Annotated in this window: 23 protein-coding genes; 17 read left to right on the top strand and 6 right to left on the bottom strand. The window is 38.4% G+C overall.

The features are described 5' to 3' along the window. Window positions 1–3: 3 nt before the first annotated feature. The 3 genes from ABWQ15_RS03165 to ABWQ15_RS03155 form a co-directional block, all read right to left on the bottom strand. Window positions 4–198 carry a hypothetical protein gene (locus ABWQ15_RS03165; RefSeq protein ID WP_353907376.1) on the bottom strand — a complete coding sequence of 65 codons (195 nt, stop codon included), beginning with the start codon at window positions 196–198 and terminating at the stop codon, window positions 4–6. 158 nt (window positions 199–356) lie between these two features. Then, a complete protein-coding gene (locus ABWQ15_RS03160; protein ID WP_353907375.1) occupies window positions 357–1,313 on the bottom strand; it encodes a phage/plasmid replication domain-containing protein in 957 nt (318 codons plus the stop codon). A 573-nt stretch (window positions 1,314–1,886) separates the two neighbouring features. Continuing rightward, window positions 1,887–2,057 (bottom strand): hypothetical protein, encoded by a 171-nt coding sequence (locus ABWQ15_RS03155; protein WP_353907374.1) that lies wholly within the window; start codon window positions 2,055–2,057, stop codon window positions 1,887–1,889. A gap of 795 nt (window positions 2,058–2,852) precedes the next feature. On the opposite strand from ABWQ15_RS03155, the gene ABWQ15_RS03150 reads away from it, so the two are divergent. The 4 genes from ABWQ15_RS03150 to ABWQ15_RS03135 all read left to right on the top strand — a co-directional run bounded on the left by ABWQ15_RS03150 (window position 2,853) and on the right by ABWQ15_RS03135 (window position 4,724). Beyond that, on the top strand, window positions 2,853–3,173 hold the full coding sequence (locus ABWQ15_RS03150) for a DUF6442 family protein (protein WP_353907373.1): 321 nt from the start codon (window positions 2,853–2,855) through the stop codon (window positions 3,171–3,173). Next, complete coding sequence (locus ABWQ15_RS03145; protein ID WP_353907372.1) at window positions 3,170–3,379, top strand: helix-turn-helix transcriptional regulator; 210 nt, start codon at window positions 3,170–3,172, stop codon at window positions 3,377–3,379. Before ABWQ15_RS03150 ends, ABWQ15_RS03145 begins: the two co-directional genes overlap by 4 nt. A 158-nt stretch (window positions 3,380–3,537) precedes the next feature. Continuing rightward, window positions 3,538–4,137 carry a hypothetical protein gene (locus ABWQ15_RS03140; protein WP_353907371.1) on the top strand — a complete coding sequence of 200 codons (600 nt, stop codon included), beginning with the start codon at window positions 3,538–3,540 and terminating at the stop codon, window positions 4,135–4,137. A gap of 197 nt (window positions 4,138–4,334) precedes the next feature. Beyond that, the gene (locus tag ABWQ15_RS03135) at window positions 4,335–4,724 is read left to right on the top strand and encodes a hypothetical protein (protein ID WP_353907370.1); all 390 of its coding nucleotides are present in this window, start codon (window positions 4,335–4,337) and stop codon (window positions 4,722–4,724) included. A 216-nt stretch (window positions 4,725–4,940) separates the two neighbouring features. Here ABWQ15_RS03135 and ABWQ15_RS03130 read toward each other — a convergent pair whose 3' ends face one another. Together ABWQ15_RS03130 and ABWQ15_RS03125 are read right to left on the bottom strand one after the other, a co-directional pair. Continuing rightward, window positions 4,941–5,357 carry a hypothetical protein gene (locus ABWQ15_RS03130; protein ID WP_353907369.1) on the bottom strand — a complete coding sequence of 139 codons (417 nt, stop codon included), beginning with the start codon at window positions 5,355–5,357 and terminating at the stop codon, window positions 4,941–4,943. A gap of 175 nt (window positions 5,358–5,532) precedes the next feature. Then, the gene (locus tag ABWQ15_RS03125; RefSeq protein WP_353907368.1) at window positions 5,533–5,790 is read right to left on the bottom strand and encodes a hypothetical protein; all 258 of its coding nucleotides are present in this window, start codon (window positions 5,788–5,790) and stop codon (window positions 5,533–5,535) included. Window positions 5,791–6,905: 1,115 nt separating this feature from the next. On the opposite strand from ABWQ15_RS03125, the gene ABWQ15_RS03120 reads away from it, so the two are divergent. The 13 genes from ABWQ15_RS03120 (at window position 6,906) to ABWQ15_RS03060 (ending at window position 23,556) form a co-directional block, all read left to right on the top strand. Next, complete coding sequence (locus tag ABWQ15_RS03120; RefSeq protein ID WP_353907367.1) at window positions 6,906–8,009, top strand: hypothetical protein; 1,104 nt, start codon at window positions 6,906–6,908, stop codon at window positions 8,007–8,009. 177 nt (window positions 8,010–8,186) lie between these two features. Continuing rightward, complete coding sequence (locus ABWQ15_RS03115; RefSeq protein WP_353907366.1) at window positions 8,187–8,795, top strand: ribonuclease H1 domain-containing protein; 609 nt, start codon at window positions 8,187–8,189, stop codon at window positions 8,793–8,795. A 272-nt stretch (window positions 8,796–9,067) separates the two neighbouring features. Further along, window positions 9,068–9,628, top strand: a complete 561-nt coding sequence (locus ABWQ15_RS03110) for a recombinase family protein (RefSeq protein ID WP_353907365.1) — start codon at window positions 9,068–9,070, stop codon at window positions 9,626–9,628. A 401-nt stretch (window positions 9,629–10,029) separates the two neighbouring features. Beyond that, on the top strand, window positions 10,030–11,190 hold the full coding sequence (locus ABWQ15_RS03105) for a hypothetical protein (protein WP_353907364.1): 1,161 nt from the start codon (window positions 10,030–10,032) through the stop codon (window positions 11,188–11,190). A gap of 250 nt (window positions 11,191–11,440) precedes the next feature. Then, window positions 11,441–13,759, top strand: coding sequence for a hypothetical protein (locus ABWQ15_RS03100; protein ID WP_353907363.1), 2,319 nt, complete (start codon window positions 11,441–11,443; stop codon window positions 13,757–13,759). Continuing rightward, the gene (locus tag ABWQ15_RS03095; RefSeq protein ID WP_353907362.1) at window positions 13,756–13,983 is read left to right on the top strand and encodes a hypothetical protein; all 228 of its coding nucleotides are present in this window, start codon (window positions 13,756–13,758) and stop codon (window positions 13,981–13,983) included. The genes ABWQ15_RS03100 and ABWQ15_RS03095 overlap by 4 nt, the downstream gene beginning before the upstream one ends. Window positions 13,984–14,124: 141 nt before the next feature. After that, window positions 14,125–14,556: a hypothetical protein gene (locus ABWQ15_RS03090; RefSeq protein ID WP_353907361.1), complete on the top strand. Its 432-nt coding sequence runs from the start codon at window positions 14,125–14,127 to the stop codon at window positions 14,554–14,556. A 253-nt stretch (window positions 14,557–14,809) separates the two neighbouring features. Next, window positions 14,810–15,232, top strand: coding sequence for a YkvA family protein (locus tag ABWQ15_RS03085; protein WP_353907360.1), 423 nt, complete (start codon window positions 14,810–14,812; stop codon window positions 15,230–15,232). 235 nt (window positions 15,233–15,467) lie between these two features. Next, window positions 15,468–16,244, top strand: a complete 777-nt coding sequence (locus ABWQ15_RS03080) for a restriction endonuclease (protein ID WP_353907359.1) — start codon at window positions 15,468–15,470, stop codon at window positions 16,242–16,244. A 670-nt stretch (window positions 16,245–16,914) separates the two neighbouring features. Further along, window positions 16,915–18,477, top strand: a complete 1,563-nt coding sequence (locus ABWQ15_RS03075; RefSeq protein ID WP_353907358.1) for a type I restriction-modification system subunit M — start codon at window positions 16,915–16,917, stop codon at window positions 18,475–18,477. 2 nt (window positions 18,478–18,479) lie between these two features. After that, entirely contained in the window at window positions 18,480–19,709 is a 1,230-nt protein-coding gene (locus ABWQ15_RS03070; protein WP_353907357.1) for a restriction endonuclease subunit S, read from the top strand. Next, window positions 19,706–20,386: a GIY-YIG nuclease family protein gene (locus tag ABWQ15_RS03065; RefSeq protein ID WP_353907356.1), complete on the top strand. Its 681-nt coding sequence runs from the start codon at window positions 19,706–19,708 to the stop codon at window positions 20,384–20,386. Before ABWQ15_RS03070 ends, ABWQ15_RS03065 begins: the two co-directional genes overlap by 4 nt. Window positions 20,387–20,418: 32 nt before the next feature. Next, window positions 20,419–23,556 (top strand): type I restriction endonuclease subunit R, encoded by a 3,138-nt coding sequence (locus ABWQ15_RS03060; RefSeq protein ID WP_353907355.1) that lies wholly within the window; start codon window positions 20,419–20,421, stop codon window positions 23,554–23,556. Window positions 23,557–23,825: 269 nt separating this feature from the next. Here the strand turns inward: ABWQ15_RS03060 and ABWQ15_RS03055 are convergent. Then, the coding region (locus ABWQ15_RS03055) for a hypothetical protein (RefSeq protein WP_353907354.1) at window positions 23,826–24,146 on the bottom strand (321 nt) is incomplete at its 5' end.

Raw genomic sequence — 24,146 nt, 5'->3', positions numbered from 1 at the left:
ATTTTAAGCTGCCATGTTTTCGATGTAATGGATAACGTTGGAATAAAGGACAATGGCCTTTTTGCCGACATGTCCTGCGGGTATTTCCTTTTTTTTAATTAGATCCCGCAGCATTTTTTCGCTAATGTAATAGCCTTCTTCTTTTAAGCGGGAATAAGTTTGTCGAATACTGCCGGCTTCAAATTTTTTTTCGTTCATTTTAATTAACTCCTTTTCAGTTCATTTTAAAATTGGTGAAATGCTTTTAAAATTTAGAAATAAAAAAATATATCAGCTAACGATGAATTAACTTTTCCCCTCCTTTTTAATGGTTTGATATAATATACGCATTTATTAAAAAAAATATTAGCAAGACTTTATTTATAAAAAGGATTTGCAATGAAGTCAATTCCAGTAGATTTACTGAGGCTTTCCGGAATTGTAAATGGACATATATTCATTTCAGTGCTAAAAATTGAAATATACTTGTTAATAGTGTTTCTACGGTGCTCTTTTGAAGCTATATCAAGTCCATTCGTTTGGATTATAAGCAAAAAGATCTTTAGCTTTTTCTTCATTGATTTTGTGATGTTGGAAAGATCAATGATTTCATTTGCCCTCTCTAGGGAGTAGAAATCCCCATGGGGAATATGCTTTTCTAATGCTTCTAAATACTCCTCTTCTCGACTGACTGACACCCAAAAATCTAAAGAGCGGTATGGGTTGCCTATATTTTTTGTCTTCCGTCCCAAAGACTTGGCTAACTTATTTGCGGCGTCTTTAATATATCGGCTTTTCAGCTGAAGTTCGACTCGAATAACATCGCTTTCATAGCTTCTAATAGATTCACTTTTTTCTATACGTTCAACCTCTTTGTCGTAAATTTGTAATGCTCTGGAGCGGTTATGCCAGTAAACACCATGATCGTAGCTCATTCCACTTAAATAATTGCATTGGGTGGCACATTGATGAAGAGTTTGAAACAGGATATCTCTTTCTTGCTTATTTGCCATCCTTTTGTTTGTGCAATAATCAATTCGTACAATGTGAAAATCATCAATTGTAAGAGCTGCTTGTTTTAAAAAGTCGTTGCATGCATCTTTAATAAGTAGAATGTCTTTGTCTTCAACGTTTATTTTCTTCAGAAGCATCAAGCAGTCCACATGCAACGTAAAATAAATAAGCTTAATGCCATACTTGGAGAAGCTATGAGAATACACTCGTATTGGGAAACTAGACTGATTCGCTCTCCACAGTTTAGGGAGATCAGAATACCGTGAATGCTTTAGTTGATTAATTACAATCACCTCAGAATTGAATGTCAGGGTATGCATAAAAAAGTCCTCCTTTAATATTTTGACAAAATTCACCGATAAAGTAATTCTCCCAAATCGCTGATTGGGCGAAAAATTTTATCATATCTGTTATATGCAGAAAGCATCGAAAATTATTAGTTTTTTTAGAAAATTTTATCCCACCCACGAAACTTACCCTTTTTCGTGGGGAAATTTACGATTAACACATAAAGAAAAAGGACAGCCCCTTAGCTCATAAAAGCTAAAAGGCTGTCCTTTTTCCCATTTATTTAGAAAAGAGGATGCATCCCGCAGGATTACCATCCTCTTTTCAATGGCTGATTTTTCCGGTGCTCATCACCCATCCGTTCCTTCTTATAGATAAATCTATAATTCTACGGAATTACATCAGGTTTTTCCGGTGCCTGTCACCATTCCATTCCTTCCTATGGAAAACCATAGTTCTATGGAATCACATTGAGTTTTAACCTTGTCAGCCCAAGGCATACGGAGTACCGTATGTTTCTATTGTATCTATTTAAAAGTTTTCTGTCAATGACCACAGTAGTAACAAATATTAAAAATGTCTAAAGCCAGAACGCAACGAAACGCTCACTTTGTAGAGGAATTTCTATGGTTTTCACCTTCCACATTACTCTCTTTTTTTGGCAAGTATTTAGCCGCTGTTGCTTGGATTTCTTTCATCCTTTCTGGGCTAATAACGCTTTCATCTTTAACGCCTGGTTTTCTTTTTCCGTAGATATAAGCAAAAGTTTTTGACATAGCACCAGATCCTCCCTTGTTTTTTTCTAAAAACCGATGATTATTGAGCTTTCCTTTGACCGTTTATTATTTTATTCTATATAGTATCATTCTCCGCAAAACAATCAAGTAAAATTATAAAAATAATTATATGTTCCTCCCCTAGTACGCACCAGCTTGCTCCCCTCGCCATGAGCAGAAGCCTACGTCTTTCCCATGGCTGATCCATTTTTTTGAACTAAATAAGCATAAGTACCCGCCAGAAATTATCTTGACAAATTCAGCGGGAAAAGTATAGTATATTTATAGAAACTTTCTGCGGTATTCCGTAGGGCTTGGGCTGACAAGGTAAAAACTCGAAACGTATTTTTGCCGAAAGGCAAAGGTTGGCTGGCAACGATAAAACCAGAAACGTATTTTTGTCGAAAGACAAAGGTTGGCGAGCAACGATAAAATCAGCCATTGAAGAGAGGGAGGTTATCCTGCGGGGTGCCACCTCTCTTTTGAATTTTATATAGAAATAAAAGTTCTTAAGTTTCTCGAGCCGATGAAGCAGTTCGATTCTCATACCCTGCTCCACTAATCCATGTGTTAGGATTCAAGCCTGCACATGGATTTTTTATATATATGGTGAGATTTATACAATGGTTGCTTAAGATTATTGAAATAACGATGACTCGAGGATATTATGAGCCATAGCGTTTGCACATAAAACTTTGCAAAAGGTATTGACAAGAGAACTTGGCGGTACTATACTACAGTTCAGACAAGAAAACTTGTCATAATAGCAATATTACTTGGATTGGGGACTTTATTATGGATAAAGAGGAAATTCTAAAAAGAAGCCGCGAACAAAAAGAAGATGAAGGAACCGTTTATGCGGACAATAATGGTCGCCGTTACGGGGCCATGGGTTTTTGTTCTGTTTTTATCATCATTATGTTTTTTAACATCTTTACAAAGCAAAACAATTTTATTCCATACAGTATGTTTTTCGCTTATATGTCGGCGGAAGCGTATGGCAAGTATAGGGCTACAAAAACAAAAACAGAAATGGTATCTACCATATTAGCGTCTATTTCGTCTGTTTCCTTTCTTGCTTGTTATATCTTAATAGTCTTGGGAATAGGAGCATGAAAAGTGAATTGATTTTAAAGAATCGGCTTAAAATTGCTCGTGCAGAAAAGAATTTGTCGCAAGGAGAGCTGGCTGAATTGGTGGGTGTATCCAGAAACACGATCAGTTCTATTGAAACAGGGCAATTCAATCCAACTGCAAAACTTGCGTTAATTCTCTGTATTGCATTGGATAAAAAGTTTGAGGATTTGTTCTATTTTGAGTAGATGATGAACATAAACAAAACTTAACACAAAAAAATCACCTATTGCAAAAACTGCAACAGGTGATTTTTTGCGGAACATTTTCATTTCAACTATTTTAATCAGAAAAGTTGACAAAACAAATCAAATAAGTATAATAGCAGGCAAAAGGAGTGACAAAAGTGGACATTTTGGTTAAATTTAAAGAAGCGAATTCTAATGGTGAAGTCTATGTCGCCTGTAAAAACCCGAACCGGCATTACTTACGCTGCCGAGACGGGAGAAAGAAAAGCCAAATGGTTTGGTCAGTGGCTGTAATCTGGAATACCGATAACGGTGTTTATGAAGCGGCGGCTAAAGTCTTGCCGGGAACGACCTTCCATATTGTTGATTCGATGCGAAAAGAGCTTTATTGTGAGCAAATTATTCTCGATAAAAAGAAGAATATTCCGGTAGCTAAAAGAACCGCCCCGATATTTGAAGATGAATTGTTAACCCTTATTCAGGATGCCACGGAGAAAAACCGACTCTGCGGTTACCAAGAATGGAGAGAAACAGTTACCTGTGCGGATGATCCAGCCCATCATCATACAGAAGAATGGGTTCGTACTAATTCTGAGCAAATCTCCGATACCGAAGTCGTTGAGGTTCATATGTATCTTGGCAAAGAAATCTGTCTCTGTAGGCAAGTTGTCGAAAGCAAGCAACTGGATCTACTCTGGACGGTTTATTATATCTACTGGAATGGCAGGGGTGTTGAAGTTGGATACCGCTTTAATTAATAAGAGAAAAAAGATAGACCTTCGCTCTAATGAAGGCCTATCTTTTTTCTTTTATCGTCTATCATACAGTTTATTTCAAATTAGCTTAGATTGCCCGCTCTGTCACCTCAATATTTTTTTTGAAATTTACGTATAACAATACAACCAACATTTTAGGAGTATTAATCTGTTGGAAATTTAATTGAGGAGAAACGTATATGAAAGAAATCAAAAAATGTCCTTTGGCCCGAGAGCAAGATGGGATTTGTCTGGCATCAGATCAACCATGTCTGGAAACAGATACCTGCATTTGCAAAGCAGCTCGGTCTGGCTACACAAACGGCTGTATTGATACAGAGTCACAGGGCAGCTTGCTGAGTCGGGAGAATCTTATGGCGGAATTAGAATCGGGCAATGGTCAGCTAGTCAGGGTTCTGGTTATCCATCCAGATGGGACAAAAGCAAAGGGTTTCGCAACCCAGCTTCCAAATAGTGATGACCCGTTGCAGGATCGAATTTGGCTTGCTGTTGGCAAGGTAGCCTGTCCACAACCTCTTTCTGAATTTGAAAAACGGGGGGATAAAATCTATCAATTCAAGTGCGTTTAATCCTATAACTAATTAAACTGGCCTGTGAATGAGCCGTCTATTCGTAAAGGTAGGCGGCTCACTTTATATATTTTAGAGAAGAAAGACCTGGTAATATGACCCTTTATGTTAGCAGCAGTCAAAGCATCCATTTGGTTTTCAGTCGTTGAATGGAGAGATATTTATTTTTACTCATAAAGAAAATGTTCGGTTATCTGATGAAACGGTTCTTTTCTCTTACATTAATTTGATTTGCTCTTGTAAAAGTGACCGATAGTTCTGGATGTTACCATCATTTAATGTAAAGAGCACATTTGATTCTGGAAGATCTTCTTTTTGCACCTGAGAAATTTTCACTTCCCTTGATGCGAATCTATCTGTAACAGCATCATAAAGAATATAAAAGGCCTTTCCACCTTTTGTCTTTCTAAATGCTTGCTCCATTGAAATTTCCTTGTTAATCATGCACAAAATATTTTGATTGTCTGTTTCTACTAAAAGGTGCATTTCTTTATTTTCATCAAGAAATACACCTAAGTATTTTTTCTCCGATTGATCTGTACAAACAAATAAATCTGGTTCATTAAAATATACAAGAATACTTTCAAAATATAATGATCCAAATGGATCAACTTCAATCCACTTTTCTTTCATAGTAATTCCTTCCTATAAAATCTACTCATCAACTTCGAATTCAGGACTCGGATCAGCACCATCATATAAAAACCAATGAATGGTAAGACACCGTAGAAACGGTAACAGCGAGCCACAATAGGCCCGCTGTATTACTTTCTTTATGCCTCGCTGAATTCCCGTATGAAATGGGCATTCAGTTTACCTTTTTAAGTTCCGCCACTTCCTTTGAGAGCTTTCTCACAATTGCTTCAAGAGTAGCGATCCTGCCGTTCATGATTTCAAGATCATCCTCATTTGGCAGTTTATCCAATATAGCTCGCTGCCCCTCCGCCAGCAAATCAAATTTGGGGGCAAATTCAGATTCCATCAGGACAATGGTGTTTTTTGAAATCCGCTGTTCTGCTTCGCCAATAATGGTTTTCATGGCATTTAATATTTCAGTATCTGTCACACAATCCACCGCCCTTTACTGTGATTATACGGTGTTAATAGGCCTGCTGTCAAGATTTGATGATGAGAGATACATAAGAAGAAAAAGGCGAATATCCACACAGAGTAATATCCCTTTTTTCAAGTTAATTATTATATGCAGATTATTAAAAAAATATGTATAGTACCATTATTGGGCTAAATGTTGCAAATAAAAATGTTTAATATAGTCCTAATAAAAGGGCTGGGTATAATTTTCACATAATTTTCACTTAATTATTTTTTGGCTAGGTATAATTTTCACGTAATTTTCACTTAATTATTTTTTGACTTGGTATAATTTTCACTTAATTTTCACATAATTCTACGGCATTAGTACGGAGTCACATGACAGCTCGCTAAGTCGGAAAGATCTGTATGAGCCACCTACCCGCAAGAAAGCATTGACATTTTTTTGAATTTGCTATAGTATTAAAATGGTTTTTGACTGGAAATTGAATAATCCCCAAAAAATGAGTCACCTATTGCACAATAGGTGGCTCATTAACTATTATGGAGATTATTCAGAAAACAACAAAGTTGGCATAGTCCTAAAGACGATGGCTTCCAGACTGAGTGGTTGCTGCCTTTATACACAAACTACAGTTACTTTCCCAAAGCCCTTACGAAACAGCAAAGAAGCTTCATACAAACCTCTGAATAGTTCACACTAGAGTCTATATATTTTGCTGTTCTTAAATTTGGACAGGGAAAGAGCACATTTATAGCTTTCATAGAAAGCTTTTTTGGCCACCGACAATTTTACATTTACAAGAAAACCGTTGCGGTTTAGGGCATTCCTTGTAAATAAAGTAAGAGGGGATGTGGGAGGGGTGCCGGAACAAATTCGGAACATATTTACCGATTGGATTAACAGATTAACAGCCTTTGCTGAACCACAAAAGGGATTCTGGAATTTCCCTCTGTTTTGTCCATCACTTCATAGCAAGACTCCGAAATTTATTCCGGCAATTTCCCACACAAGACTTCCTCAGACAAAATACGGTTGTTTTCTTAAAAGCAATCTGGTACAGTTCAAACTGTAAATATTTTCTTCACAGAATGAATATATTAGTGTATTTAAGAAAGGCTTATTCTATGAAAGAGATTATGGTTGGTGGTACACGCTATCCATCATTAAATGAGTTCTGTAAGAAGTACGGCTTGAAATACGGGTGGGTTCGCAGGCTGATGCTTGAAAAGGGACTGACTCCTGAAGAAATTTTGTCTCAAGAATATCAAAAGAGTTCCATTGGAAAGCCCATCTTTTGCAGCGGAGTCAGATATGTCTCTGTTTCACAGTTTTGCCGTGATAACGGATTGAGATACCCGACAGTGGTTGCTCAGCTAAACCGAGGAATGGCCCCGGAGCAGATCCTTGAGCAGCAACATACCAGTATGAACACTTTTTCCGCTCAGAAAAGTGAATGTGAATATGAAGGGCAGCATTTTCTAAGCCTTTCTAAAGCAGCGGAGCATTTTGGAATTCAACCTTCTTATCTGTATGCCTTAAAGAAAAAGGAACATCTCTCAGCAAATGAAACGCTCCGGCTTGCCATGGAACGAAAACAGGCAAAGCATCCAAGTGGTACTGTGGTGCCTTGCACAATTGATGGGGTTGAGTTTCTCAGCCAGACAGATGCCTTGGCCTTCTATCATTTTTCCAGAGCAACCGTGACTTCACGGATGCAGCGAAGTCATCTGACATTTGAAGAAGCTCTTATAGGTATGATTCAAAAGCAGAGACGATTGACACCAATGGTTTCTTTGTTTAATTCCGCAAATATTTCTCAAACAACTTGTGCCCCGGTTCAGGAACTCCTTGATCAGAAACTAAGAGATTGTCACTATGAACCAGAGTATTTTCAAGAGAAGGATCAGATTGTTCTTCGTATTCAGGAAACGTTAAAACCTGCATCTGAGCCGAAAGACATTTATTTGATTTTTACGGATAGAAATGTAGAAGTCATTCTGCCCGAGTTGTATCGAGTTTCGAAAGAATCATTACAGATTTACCAGAACATCAATCAACACAATAAAACCTATCAGGGAGCCAAGCTCTGGTATAATGATGAATCCAAGATTATTTCAGCAAATTGGAATTGCCCGTGGAAAGGAACAAGCACAGACGCAGCAGTGATTATGAAAATGCTGTTTACTTTCTTTGGCAGCTGTGAAATGTTCCTGAAGGAATTAATATAAGGAAAAAAAGAGAAGTCTTCGCTTTAGATGCGGAGACTTTTCTTTTTTTCAATAAATCTAATATTTTTTTGAAGTTTTGCATATATTAATATGTCAATTGTTCTTCACGCTATTTTTGTCGATCTGCAAATAAGAGAAGGGCGGTGATAAATTTTTTAATTAGAAAGAGGTTTTACTATGAATCAAAAGTTTTATGCAATTAAGGTCGGCTATTTAGCCGGGATCACGTCCGATGGAAATGAATGCAAAGCAGCTGTAAATGGTTATCCGAGTAATCAAATTAAAAGCTTTGGTACGCTTGAAGAAGCGGAAGCGTACTTAAAGTCGAAGGCAACGCCGGTCGATGACTGTTTCCAAGAAAATGATTTGATAATTTACTGTGACGGAAGTTATGATGACATCCTAAAAAGATATTCTTATGGCGTTATCATGATTGATCAGGATGGTAATGAAACATCGCTTTCTGGTTCTGGAAACGATTCTCGATACCTTCCAAGTCGAAATGTTGCCGGAGAAGTGTTTGGTGCCCTAGCTGGATTAGAGCAAGCATTTCGCAGTGGTTATCGAAATGTCCGGCTTTGTTATGATTATACTGGAGTGGAAAACTGGGCGACCGGTAAATGGGCAGCCAACGCCGAGATTTCTCAAATGTACCAAAATGCGTATCGTCAATTGATCAGTAAAGGTCTTAGAGTGACATTTAAAAAAGTTAAAAGTCACAGCGGCAATCCCTATAATGACCGAGCAGATGCCCTCACCCAAAAAGCTTTGTTCTCCGAAAACTAAAACTTGAGTACTTAAAAGAAAAACAGCAGTCTTCGCTTATACGCGGAGGCTGTTGTTTTTTTTGCTTATAAATAATTTTCTTAAAAAATGCATATAGTACTTATAAATTGAAAAAGGATTACAAACTACGATTCAATAGGGTATAGCCCAATGGCACAGGTAAAAAGTATGTCATTAGACTTGCTTTTCCTATTTTGAACTATGCCAAAAAGAATGACCACCCTATTGAGACAGATTTCATCACAAGAGATAAAACGAAAGGATTGCTTTAAATGAAAATTGGATATGTAAGAGTCAGTACACAGGAACAGAATACCATACGGCAGGAAGTACTTATGAAAGAACTTGGCGTTGAACAATTATATATTGATAAAGCCAGTGGAAAAAGCAAAGATCGCCCCGCACTTAAAAAGATGATTCATTATGTCCGTCAGGGAGATGTCGTGATTGTAGAATCTATCAGCAGGTTTGCCCGGAATACAAAAGACTTGCTGGAGCTGATGGAGCAGCTTTCAGAGAAGCAGGTAGCCTTTATTTCCAAGAAGGAAGCAATTGACACAACCACCCCATCAGGAAAGTTTATGTTGACAATATTCGGAGCCGTAGCCGAACTGGAACGTGACTACATTCTACAAAGGCAGCGAGAAGGAATTGAGATTGCAAAAAGGCAGGGCAAATATCATGGGCGAAAACCAATTCAAGTTGATCCTGCTATATTCCAAAAGGTCTGTTCCCGGTTGAAAATGGGGGAAATCACAGCTACTGCTGCTATGAAGCAGATGGGTTTAAAGCCAAGTACATTCTACCGAATGACCAAGAGACATGGGTTGTAAGGAAAAAATTGAGTATCGGAAGCAAAACAAGAGGAACAGCAGTGATCTGCTGTTCTTCTTGTTTTACTCTTGGTGAATTTTGTCAGAATAGGGGTTGACTATTATTGGAAAAAGAAGGAAGATAAGAGATAGAACAAACTGTATAATATAGCACAGGCTGTGTGAAAACGCGGAGATTTTCAAAGTGGTGGTGCAGTATCCCATAAAAGTGCAAGAATTGCACCATTATTGGTGATAATACCTTTACTTTATTGAAAAAATAGCATTGCAGTGGTGATTTTAAAAATGAGCATTTCGTTTGCACACAGCCTGAGCGATTATGCAAATTCAAGTAAGGTCAGATAGGACATACCGCTACATGAATTTCAAAAGGCTCAAGAATATAAAAAGGTGACTACTTTATGGAAAATTCGCATGCTTATATAAATAATTTTTTTGATAAGCTATCCTCACAAGTAATAAAAGATGACTTAAGAAAGGATAGAACTTTGATTTTTGGTACAGCACCACCAATCAACAAGGATCTTATTATAAACAAAATATCGTCTGATGTTATAACAAGCTTATTACTCTATGATCGTATATATATAAAAATTATGCGCTTAAGTAATTTTATTGATGTTTTTGGACTTAGGGACACGTCGATGCTTTTAGAAGCTAATATACTAAAAGTAGTTGATGATAAAGGCTTTGTTTCTCCGCTAATAGAAAATGATAATAATACATTTGGTTTCGGAGCTATGTTTGAATACGTAGATTTATTAAAAAATATTGAAGAAAAATTAGAAATATTGTATCCAAGTTCAAATGATGAAATAACTAAAGTGCTCTATTTAGCAGAGAGTAAAAGCGTTAAGCTTATAAGTGAAGATTTTCATAATAAAATTTTGAATGAGCTTGAAATAGAGTTTAGTAAAAATAAAAATAAACTATTTAAAAGCTCTAAGGATGTTAAAAATATTTCACCCAAAGACATAGTAAACGTGCAAAGAATTATTTCATTAAATGAATGTTTGCTATATGGGGAAGCATTAAAAGCAAAAAATATGATATTTGATGGATTTGTAAAAAGCTATCTTCAAATTAAATTCAGTCCATACTTATCTAAAGAAAATGATGGATTAGAGATCTTTGGTAAAATGCTGATTTTAAAACGTGTACCAGACCTCGGAAAGCTGTACCTTAAAAATGTAATAACTATTAAAGATATTTTGCAAATAAGAAATAATATTAATGGTAAAAAATTTAGGCAATGGTATCTTGATAAAAACTATTCTGAAGATGAATTTATTAGTGAGTTACTCAAGAAAGGAAAAACTGACTCAAATATTCTTACTAAGCTATTAAGATGGTCAATTCCAAATATGATTGGATTAGCAAATCCAGTCCTCGGTATAGAGGCATCTGGGATAGATTCATTTATTATCGAAAAAATAATAAAAGGTTGGAATCCAAATATTTTTCTCGATGATGTTTTGAAAAGAGCAATTGATAAGAAGAACGCTGACTATAATAAAATTAAACTCTGCGAAGAAGGCATGGCCTGGTCTGATTATTCATAAGTAGCGGACAAGCCCAGGGCTTCCGTCCGCCGGGCCTTTTAATAGCACAGGCTGTGTAAAAACGCGGAGATTTTTAAAGTGGTGGTGCAGTATCCTATAGGAGTGCAAAAATTGCGTTATTATTAGTAATTATATTTTTGCTTTGTTAAAGAAATAGCACTGTAGTTCATTTTCAAACAGCCTCAGCAATTAGAGGAAGTTTACACATTCGATTTATGCGAGAAAACACATATGAGGGAGGTTACGTAGTATGGAGCCTGTCTTCGTCGATATACATATTCACACATCAGATAACCCAAACCAGCTCAATGAAGAGTACGATGTAAAAAATCTACTCAAAAACGTAAGAAAAATTGCAGGGGATAACTTCCTTATTGCTCTTTCAGATCACAATACGATTAATAAAACGGCATATTTGCATCTACTTGAACTTACCGACAGAGTGGTTCTAGCCGTTGAATTGCATATTCAGAATTATAGAGAGAAAGCTCCATATCACTGCCATATTTTGTTTAATGTCAATTCGATTAACGAGGCTGTTATTGATGATATAAACCGCCTTCTTGATTTGTTATACCCTAACAAAGTGATTAATAAGGGTGTGGATGGGATTCCTTCAATTTCTGACGTTGTTAATATATTTGATAAATACGAATTTATTTTATTACCGCATGGTGGACAATCTCACAGCACATTTGATAAGTCCATACCTGCAGGAGTAAAATTTGATTCTACTCTAGAAAGAAGCATTTATTATAATCAGTTTGACGGTTTTACCGCAAGAAGCAACGACGGACTTGAAGAAACGCAGTTGTATTTTAAGCGTCTAGGAATAAAGGAATTTGTAAATCTACTTACATGTTCTGATAACTATAATCCAAGCGTCTATCCACAAGCAAAGGAAGCCGAGGCCTCTCGGTTTTTACCTACATGGATGTTTGCTTCACCAACATTTGAGGGATTACGGCTATCTCTTTCGGAGGCTTCTCGGTTTTCTTATAGTGACACTAGACCTGAATGTTGGGCAGAATATATTGGAAAGGTTTCATTGCAAAACGAAAAGATTTCTATTGATGTTAATCTTTTACCTGGACTAAATGTGGTTATTGGTGGCTCGTCAAGTGGCAAAACTCTATTTGTCGATTCCATTTATAGGAAAACCAGCGAGGACTTTTCGGATAGCAATTATTCGCAGTTCGACATAGCGGATATTCAGATTGTAAACCCTGCCAATCTACGACCACATTATATTAACCAGAATTTTATAATGTCTATTCTTTCTAATGAAGATCGAGGAATAGAAGAGATTGACATGGTAAGCAAAGTTTTTCCACTTGATGAAGAAATTGATAAACAGATTCAAGCAGCTTTGTCGGAAGTCAAAAATGATGTATATTCTCTGATTAACTGTGCGAAAAAGTTGGAAGATGATAGTGACGAACTTTCACGCATCCCAATAATATCACGCTTGATAGTAGAAGGAAAAATAAAAAAGAATATAATATTTTCATTTGTACCTGATCCAGTTGAGAAACTCAAATATACGCTTAAATCTCAAAAGCATGACGAGTATGCAAGCCACTTAAAAGAAATCGGTGACTTTTTATTGGCAAATCCATTCTGTAATGATATCTCTACCGAACTTAATGCAGTTGAGGCTGAACTTGAACACGCATATACAATATCTAAATTTGAAAGAGCAATATATGAAATCATTTCTGCTCAAAAAAGGTCGGTTGACGAGCAACTAAAAAGCGAAGATATGGAGAAGCAGAGCAAAAGCCAGAATCTCGAAAAATTATATAAATTAATTGAAAAATATGTCGCAAATCTAAATGCTTTTTATTTGACACTTGGGAAGATTGCAAAATACGATGTTAAGTGTAATACAGATTCGTTAGCAGTTATGGGTCATGAGTTAAGTATCGAAAACCATTTTAGTCTAAGTAAAGATATTGTTTTGGTTGCCATCAACAAGTTCCTCAAAACAGAATATAAAATTGCTGATTTTGCAAGTATTACACCGGAGAGTTTATTGATTGATCATTTTTCAAAAAAATCTCCTAAAATAAGTAGCTATGATATTGCCAAGAAGAATATATACGCAGAAATTGAAAAGTCGAACAGAAAAACGTATAAGATTATTACAAAAGACGGTCAAGCGTTTGAATCCTTAAGTCCGGGATGGAAGTCGGCAGTTTTGCTTGATATTATTCTTGGCTATGATCGCGATGCAGCACCACTTATTATCGACCAACCCGAAGATAACTTGGCAACGAACTACATAAATTCTGATCTTATTCAATCCATCAAGAAAATGAAAACATGTAAACAGATAATTCTAGTCTCACATAACGCCACAATACCAATGCTTGGTGATGCACAAAACATTGTCCTTTGCAGAAATGAGAACGGAAAAATTAATATCTGTTCACAACCACTGGAAGGAAAGATTGATGGAAAAAGCATGGTGGATTACATCGCTGAAATAACCGATGGCGGGAAACCCTCAATAAAGAAACGTGTAAAAAAATACAACTTAAAAACGTTTAAGGAGGAGACTCTATGAATATCAAAATGTTAAGAGACGGCGATGATACCACCACATATCTTGTTAACAACGATGGTGTCGAAACTTTATTTGATTATGTTTCAATGATTAAGCTGCTCCATAGTGAAAAGGCAATTGGTGATACAGAATTTGAAGGTACGTATTCTGATGAGGAAAGAGCCAGCATTAAACAAATGGTTGATAAAATAGCAAAAGCCGTGATTCCCGTTGAAGCCGAATAAGAGCAATGTTAATTGTTTGTGCATAAACTTTGCAGTTTGTTTAATAGGACAAGCCCAAGGGCCCCCCTTAGACTTGCCAACAGCAATTCAAAAATTCGAACAGTGTAATGCTGCCTTTTAATAAGAACAGAGGAGGTTAGAATGCGGATAGATAGCGATGAAAAATATGTTCTGGATTTAGTTTCTGAAGTATTAAAAGAGAATTATGAGTGGCAAAAAAAATTTAATGATTTACTAGGGGACCCTGGTAAATCGGGACGAAGAGCAAAACTTTCTGTAGATGCGTACTTTCCAGAAAATAATCTTATAGTTGAGTATAGAGAGAAACAGCATTACCAGCCAATTGCGATTATGGATAAACGCATGACTGTTAGTGGTATTTCCCGCGGTGAACAACGAAAGATTTATGATTTGCGTAAAGAACAATGGGCCAGAGACAATAATTTCAAATTATTTGTTATAACATATGCCGATCTGTCCCATAAAAAGAGCGGTAAATTAATTAGAACAGAAGTAGAGGATATATCAAAGTTAATGAGATTGATTCAACAGAAGTTGGGGGGGTGTTACTGAGTGATAATAATATTGAATTCAATGTCGATTCTTCAAGTGGATATGAAAGCTTAAAACCTAATTCAACCTATAACGATTGACAATAAGTTCTTGTTCGTGATAAAGGCAGCAATGGGTATTTGAAACCCGGGGATATGAATAACTTCAGATGAGCTTTACTTGGTTTTATACACTTGTAGAAAAAGGCAAATTGTTCTGAACAGAACGATAAATCAGAACTTGTTAGAGAAGTTCTATAATCAAGGAGAATAAAATGAGTATGGACAATGGTTTTAATGAGCAAAAGGCTCAAAAAGAATTGGAGAAAGGATATGAACCAGCAAAAAAACTATTAAATGATCCAGACAAATTTGAAAAATTTCTACAGCGTCTTGAAATGAAATTAAAAGTAATTCCTCTGGCGGGTGATAGGTTGGCAAATATTCCTATCATGGTATCTTTAATAAGAAGTTTTGTAAAAAAGGAATATACGGATATACCAATAGGCTCTGTTATTGCAGTTACCAGTGCTCTAATTTATTTTGTGTCTCCGATAGATATTCTTCCTGATAGCATACCGTTTTTAGGATATATTGATGATGCGGCCGTAATTGCAGTATGTTGGAAACTGGTGGAATCAGATGTTGAAGAGTATGTTAAGTGGCGAGATAATAATGGCATGGTATTAAACGTATAAAATTATATAGCTCACGGTTCATATGAGTTTCTCATAATGGTACCGATGCATTATGTTACGGGAATAATACTCGCCGAAAAGAAAGAAGTTTCCGTTTTGTTTAAAACTTATTACAAACCAACTAGCCGTGATATTGATAAAAGAGAGCGATTTTTAATAGATGCGAGATTAAATAAAACAGAAAAAGAAAAATCTTTGATAAATCAATACAATTTTATAAAGGGAGAAAATTATTTTGATTTTCAAACACGAACCACAATCATGGATAGAACTTCAAGATTACGTGAAGAGGATTTTTGTCAATTGCGGATATCAGGCTGAATCACCAAAGATTATTGAAACTGCACGATCGCAGAAACTTGAAGTAGATGTTTTTGCTGAAATAGACGGGGTTCCAAAGCAGACAATAATTTGCGAGTGCAAAAATTGGAACGTTAATATACCTCAAGCTATTGTACATTCATTTAGAATGCAAGTTAATGATTCGGGTGCAAATTTGGGCTTGCTTATTTCCAAAAAGGGATTTCAACCAAGTGCTATAGAAGCGGCACGCTTTTCGAATGTAAGGCTGTTAACATGGTCTGAGTTTGAAAAAATGTATGAGATGACTTGGTACAAAAACTACTTTATCTCAAATCTACGTACTTTATTGAGCCCATTAATTGAATATACTGAGCCTATTAACTCTCGGGTCTTTAGGAAGGCGGATTTACTATCTGAAGATAAACAAAAAAGATTTAATGAATTACGTATTCAATATGAACGCCCCACAAATTTAATTTCAGAATTGTGTTTTAGAGCCAACTTATGTACTGATTTAAAAACCGGATTTCAAGCAGATAAAACTCCTCTTGAATTGCCCCTTAGCAAAAATAGTATATTTTTAGAGAATAGGTGCTTTCCAGCCTCCATTCTTAATAGTAGCTCTTATGAGAATGTCTTATCAGAACTAACCGCTTTTATTCTTGAAGCAATTGCAGCATTTGATGACCTGTTTGGCGAAAGGGCTTAAGGCTGGCAGAGAAACTCCAGCTTTTTTGCATACTATCCAATTACCCGGCACCATCAACAACTCTTTGCACATTGTTTGGCATAAAAATTTTGTGAATTCGTAGGCATAAATGAGGCTTACACATCCGCGATGCCCCGTTGTATAATGGGCGTGGGAAATGCTCCTCCAGAAGATGTTGGCGGCATAGACTGATATGCTGAATTCAGAAAAATTGTAAGTGATCCGGAGCATGATAATTATAGACGCTTGAAAATGTGGGCAGATGAGATGTATTGGATTCCTTTTGACATAGACTATTATATGCAAATAGTAAAAAAAATATCTTTAAAAACGTCATAATGACATCGAAAACATTTTATGAAAAAAATGCAATTGAGAATATTTGTTAAAGGGAAAACAGACCATCCGCGAGGCGAAAGGCCTGTTTTTCCTCTTATATATCAATTAATAAAATTGCTTTTGATCGTTCATTTCCTGAAGATTTCGCATATTTTGCATTTTTGGTTCATCAAACATTTTGTGCCGACGGAGAGAAAAAGAGCAGTGAATTTTCCTTCAAAAACCATAATGCCAATAATTGTGTTGTTCTTTAATAATTGCCGCATTCGGCCTAAAATGTGATATAGTATTAGGAAATTAAAAACATTATAACTTAGCGGGGGTAGAGGAAATGGCAGATACAAAGAAAGAGCAAGAACGTGATGAGCTGCACCGGGCAATCTGGGCAATTGCGGATGAGCTGAGAGGTGCGGTCGATGGCTGGGACTTCAAAAACTATGTCCTTGGCACCATGTTCTATCGCTACATTTCGGAAAACCTCTGCAACTACATTAATAGCGGTGAGGCTGAGGCTGGTAACAAGGACTTCGACTATGCCAAGATGACGGACGAGAAAGCCGAGGAAGCAAAAGAGGGGCTAGTCCAGGAAAAAGGATTCTTCATTCTCCCCGGAGAACTATTCTCAAACGTCAGAGCCGCTGCCCCTACGGATGAGAATCTAAATGAAACGCTTGAGAAAGTATTCCGACATATTGAAGAATCAGCACAGGGCAGTGCTTCAGAAAACAGCTTTGCCGGCCTATTCGACGATTTTGATGTCAACAGCAATAAGCTGGGCTCCACCGTTGCTAAGCGGAATGAAAAACTGGTCAAGCTGCTAAATGGCGTTGCTGCCATGAATCTTGGCGATGTCAAGGACCATGATATTGATGCATTCGGTGATGCCTACGAATATCTAATGAGCATGTACGCTTCCAGTGCAGGTAAGTCAGGCGGGGAGTTCTTTACCCCTGCCGATGTATCCGAACTTTTGACCAGGCTTGGTACGGTAGGCAAGACAGAGATTAACAAGGTCTATGACCCTGCTTGTGGCTCTGGATCGCTGCTTCTGAAAACAGAAAAGGTTTTAGGTCACGAAGCTGTCCGCCTCGGTTTCTACGGGCAGGAAATCAATATTACTACCTATAACCTTTGCCGTATCAACATGTTCCTACATGATATCGACTTTGATAAGTTTGATATTGCCTGTGAAGATACGCTGACAAATCCCCAGCATTGGGATGATGAACCCTTTGAATTGATTGTCTCCAATCCTCCCTATTCCATCAAGTGGGCAGGTGACGAGAATCCCCTGCTAATTAATGACCCTCGTTTTGCTCCTGCCGGGGTACTTGCTCCTAAGAGTAAAGCAGATCTTGCCTTCATCATGCACAGTCTGAATTGGTTGGCTCCAAACGGTACAGCTGCAATAGTCTGCTTTCCCGGCATTATGTACCGTGGTGGAGCAGAGCAAAAGATCCGCAAATATCTGATTGACAACAACTTCATTGACTGTGTAATTCAGCTACCCAGCAATTTGTTCTTCGGCACCAGTATTGCAACCTGCATTATGGTTATGAAGCGTAGCAAGACTGACAACAAGACTTTGTTTATCGATGCTTCCAGCGAGTGCATCAAGGTAACCAACAACAATAAGCTGACTCCGGACAATGTCAAACGAATTGTTGACACCTTTGCAGGCCGTGCGGAAGAAGCACACTTTGCTCATCTGGCTACTTATGAAGAGATTACCGAAAATGATTACAATCTCTCCGTTTCTACCTATATAGAGGCAGAGGATACCCGGGAAAAAGTGGACATTGTGAAGTTAAACGCTGAGATTGAAGAAATCGTTACTCGGGAAAATGAATTGAGAGAAGCCATTCGGAACATCATCGAAGAGATCGAGGTGTGAGAATGAGCAGATTAGATGAACTGATTCGGAAACTTTGTCCAGATGGAGTGGAATATAAAAAGTTGGGCGAAGTTGCCACAATTACAAGAGGTGGCAACTTCCAAAAAAGCGATTTTAGTAAAGTGGGAATTCCATGTATTCATTACGGTCAGATATATACAAGTTATGGATTGTTTACGGAAAAAACTATCACATTTATTAGTGGTGATAAGGCCAAGAAGCAGAAGATGGCAGTCACAAACGATATTGTGATGGCTGTGACCAGTGAAAATATTGAAGATGTTTGTAAGTGCGTAGCTTGGCTTGGTAATGAGGATATTGCTGTTAGTGGGCATACTGCAATTATCCACCACAATCAAAATGCAAAGTATCTTACTTATTACTTCAATTCCATATTGTTTTTTTCTCAAAAGCGAAAGTTAGTTCATGGAATAAAAGTAATTGAAGTTACTCCTGATAAGTTGGCAGACATTAAAGTACCTATCCCTCCCATTGAAGTCCAGCGTGAGATTGTCCGCATTCTGGACACTTTCACAGAGCTTACCGCAGAGCTTACCGCAGAGCTTACCGCAGAGCTTGCAGCAAGAAAGAAACAGTATAAGTATTATAGGGATGGCATGATGAATATCGAGGGAGCGGTATACACATTAGAGGATGTGTGTCAAATAGTGGATTGCCCACATACTTCGCCAAAGTGGAAAGAATCAGGTGTTCCCGTTATAAGAAACTATAATCTTGTTAACGGAATTATTGATACGACGAATCTGTCGTATATAGATGAGGAAGAGTATCAAAGCAGAATTAAGCGAATTGCTCCGAAGAAAGATGATATACTATTTTCAAGAGAAGCACCAATAGGTAATATTGGTATTGTCCCTGAAGGGTTTGTATGCTGTCAAGGACAGCGAGTGGTATTATTGCGTCCGAATCAAGATATTGTTTTGCCAAGGTATTTGTTATATGAGCTACAAGCAAGTGTGGTAAGAGAGCAAATTTTTCGTGTAGAACAAGTTGGCTCTACAGTAAGCAATTTTAATATATCGGATTTAAAAAAACTACATTTCACCCTACCTTCACTTGATGCACAAAAGGCTATTGTGGAAAAATTAGATGTTTTTAGTGGTTTATGTGCTAGTATCACTGAGGGGTTGCCAACAGAAGTTGCTGCCCGTCAAAAGCAGTACGAGTATTACCGAGACAAGCTACTGACTTTTAAAGAGGCGACTGTATGAGCACAGATAAAAAAGCAGGCGTTATATATATCCTGACAAATCCATCGTTTCCTGATTATGTGAAGATCGGCTATGCAACCGATATTGAAAAGCGTCTCGCCCAACTGAACCGAAGCGAATGCATTCCGTTTGCTTTCCGTGTCTATGCCACATATGAAGTTACGGCTCCCCTTCAGGACAAGCAGCTGCACAGTATCATTGACAGCTTAAATCCCGATCTCCGGGCAATCGACACCTTTGACGGCAAGACCCGCACAAAAGAGTTTTATGCCATGACTGCCGAAGATGCCTATGCTTTGCTTGAAAGTATCGCAACGATCAGTGGCACACTTGATAAGCTGCAAAGATTGACTCCGGAAGGGCATGAGATTCTTGATGAAGTAACTGCTGACGAGATCAGAAACGAGGCAAAAGAAAGACGTTCCCCAATATCTCTGTTCAAGTGTGGGCTTTCTGTTGGGACAGAGATCATACTTATCGGTCACCCCGAAGTAGTTGCTACTGTTTGTGATGACAGACGAATTGAGTACCAGGGACAATCGTATTCTCTTTCATCCCTTGCCTCCGTGGTTCTGAAAATCAACTATGCCATTCAAGGCCCGATTTATTGGGAATATAACGGAAAATCCTTACGAGATATTCGCCATGAACGTGAGGAAAAGGGCTTGTACGAGTGATGGTGTAAATCTTCGGCAAAGAAGGTAGATCAATGAGCTATTTCAACATTGTCGCAGCCACAAGTGAAGATACCGTTGTTACCGAATATGAGCCGGTCAAGGCTCGTTCTGACAGCTACCAGAGCGAAGCAGCATTGGAAAAGGAATTTATTCGTCTCCTTTGCGAACAGGGCTATGAGTATCTGCATATCCACACGGAGCAGGATCTGATCGTTAACCTTCGTGGGAAGCTGGAGAATTTGAACAGCTATCAGTTCTCTGAAACAGAATGGAACCAGTTCTTTAATGAGGCCGTTGCCAATCCAAACGAGCATATCGTTGAGAAGACCCGAAAGATTCAGGAGGACTTTGTTCAGGTTCTAAAACGGGATGATGGATCTACCAAAAATATCGTTCTGATTGATAAGAAAAACATCCACAACAACAGCCTTCAGGTCATTAACCAGTATGCGGTCGGCACAGAAGACGGAGCTAATCATGATAACCGGTATGATGTGACAGTTCTGGTAAACGGTTTGCCGTTGGTACATATCGAGCTGAAACGCCGTGGCGTTGCCATCCGGGAAGCCTTTAACCAGATTAACCGCTATCAAAGAGATTCCTTCTGGGCTGGCTGTGGCTTGTTTGAGTATGTACAGATCTTTGTGATCTCCAACGGCACCAATACCAAGTATTACTCCAACAGCACCCGGTTTAATGCAATCAAAGACGCTAAATCTGGGAAAGCCAAAAGAGAAAAGACAAGCAATAGTTTTGAATTTACTTGCTTTTGGGCTGATGCCAGTAACCGTGTGATTCCAGATCTGATTGACTTTACAAAAACGTTTTTTGCCAAACATACAATTCTGAATGTCCTGACCAAATACTGCATCTTCACTTCAGAGAACATGCTGATGGTTATGCGGCCTTATCAGATTACTGCAACAGAACGTATTCTCAACCGAATTGAGATTGCAAATAACTATAAAAAGTACGGCAGCATTGATGGTGGCGGATATGTCTGGCACACAACAGGGTCAGGCAAAACACTGACTTCCTTCAAAGCGGCAAGGTTGGCATCGCAGCTCCCTTATATCGACAAGGTCTTGTTTGTGGTAGACCGTAAGGATTTGGACTACCAGACCATGAAGGAATACGACCGGTTTGAAAAGGGTGCTGCCAACAGCAATACCTCCACGGCAGTTCTGAAAAAGCAGTTGGAAGACCCGAATGCCCATATCATCATCACGACCATTCAGAAGCTGTCTACCTTTGTCAATAAGAATAAGGGCCACGCGGTTTATAACCAGCATGTAGTTTTTATCTTTGATGAGTGCCACCGCAGCCAGTTTGGTGATATGCACACCGCTATCGTCAAGAATTTCAAAAAGTATCATCTGTTTGGGTTCACCGGAACACCGATTTTTCCTGAAAACACCGGGAGCATTCGCAATTCACAGTTCTTTACAACGGCTCAGACCTTTGGAGATCAACTCCATACCTATACCATTGTGGATGCAATCAATGACGATAATGTACTGCCGTTCCACGTTGACTATATCAAGACCATGGATATGGATAAGGATATCCAAGACGAAGATGTTTGGGATATTAACCGTGAAAAGGCATTTATGGCTCCAAAACGGATTTCGGGTGTTACCAGCTATATTCTGGATCACTTTGATCAGAAAACTTATCGCGGTGATAAAAGCTATGAGTTTAGCACTCTAATCAATATTTCAGAAGTGGCCTCTGCCAGCAGGGGTGCCGTTGAAGAAATTAAACAGAAGCAACGGATCAGCGGTTTTAACTCCATTTTTGCCGTTGCTTCCGTTCAAATGGCCAAGCTGTATTATCAAGAGTTCCAAAAGCAGATGATTACTGATCCAACCAGGAAGCTACGTGTTGCTGTCATTTACAGCTACGGAGCAAATGAGGCTGAAGCTGATGGCATTCTGGATGAAGAAAACTCTGAGGATACCAGTGCTCTGGATCAGAGTTCCCGTGATTTCCTTGATGCAGCGATCAAGGACTACAATGAGATGTTCCATACCAATTACGATACATCCAGTGAGAAGTTCCAGAACTACTATAAGGATGTTTCCCTGAGGATGAAGAACAAGGAATTAGACCTGCTGATTGTAGTCAATATGTTCCTGACCGGCTTCGATGCAACGACTCTTAACACACTTTGGGTGGACAAGAACCTAAAGATGCACGGATTGATTCAGGCATTCTCCAGAACCAACCGTATTCTCAATTCCATAAAAACTTTTGGAAACATCGTCTGCTTCCGGAATCTTCAAAAACGTGTGGATACAGCTATCTCCTTGTTTGGCGATAAAAATGCCGGTGGTATTGTTCTTCTCCGAAGCTTTCAGGATTACTATTATGGATATGCTGCCCAGGATGGGGTACCAAAACCGGGATATGTGGATCTGGTAGAACAATTGAAAGTCAAGTTTTCACTTGAAGAACCACAGATTATAGGGGAGCAAAATCAAAAAGATTTTATCTCTCTGTTTGGTGCCATTCTTCGTATGAGAAACTTGCTTTCTTCCTTTGATGAATTTAAGGGGAAAGAATTGATATCCGAGCGTGATCTTCAAGATTATCTTGGCCGTTATCAGGATCTCCGTGATGAGTGGAAACGCAAGCGTGAAGCCGGTGAGAGTACCGATATTAGTGACGACATCGTTTTTGAGGTTGAACTTATCCGTCAGATTGAGATCAATATCGACTACATCCTGATGCTGGTCAAGAAGTACCACGATGCTCACTGCGATGATAAGGAAGTGCTTATAACCATTCAAAAGGCCGTTGATGCAAGCCCGGAGCTGAGAAGCAAGAAACGGCTGATTGAGACCTTTATAGCCGGTGTCAACGATGTTGATGATGTTCTGGCTGGATGGCATGACTATGTTGTTCAGGAGCGTGAAAAGGAACTGGAGCAGATCATTCAGGATGAGAAGTTGAAAGAATCAGAAACAAGAAAGTTTCTTGAAAATGCATTCCGAGACGGTGAGATCAAGACTACTGGTACTGATATAGAAAAGATTATGCCGCCCGTTTCTCGCTTTGGTGGCGATAGCCATGCAAAGAAGAAACAGAGTGTGATTGACAAGCTGAAGAATTTCTTTGAGAAGTATTTTGGAATCGGTGGTTCCTCCTTTACAGAATCAGATCAGTAAAGAGGAATGTGGGAGGTGTGCCGGAACAGATTCGGAATGCATTTACTGATTGGATCAACAGATGGGCAATTTTACAGAGCTACAAAATTGGTTCTGGAAATTTTTACTTTTTCTGCCAATCCACAGCAGGACTCCGAAATTTATTCCGGCATACCTCCCACAGCAATACTGATTTTTTTAAAAGAAGTTGCGTGCTTAATTTTTTACATTTACACGCAACTTCTTGTGCTGCAATAATTTCCGTGTAAAAAATGAGACGAGATTTCGGCTCATTCAGCATTGGAAGCTGGCTGAATCCGTCTGAAGTATGCACTAACCCCATAGGGACCGAACCGTTTTGTCATGCAGATTTCTTCACGTTCACTGACTGCCTGAGTAACATATTCCCAGCCAGGTATCTCCTTCATCATTTCACGGACTGCTTTTACATCCTCAGACTGGATGTTTTCACGTTTCTTGTTCAGGCATTCGCACAACACTTCATCGATGCAGATATTATTCCGTAGAACGCCGCTTCCCTGTCTGGCACTGTCTAATGCGTATTCTCCGGCATCCGGCCAAGGTTCGCATCTGATCCGGCCAGATGTCGC

It is taken from the genome of Oscillibacter sp. (assembly GCF_040505565.1).
Taxonomy (GTDB): Bacteria; Bacillota; Clostridia; order Oscillospirales; family Oscillospiraceae; genus Oscillibacter.
This window is presented reverse-complemented; position numbering and strand designations above follow the sequence as displayed.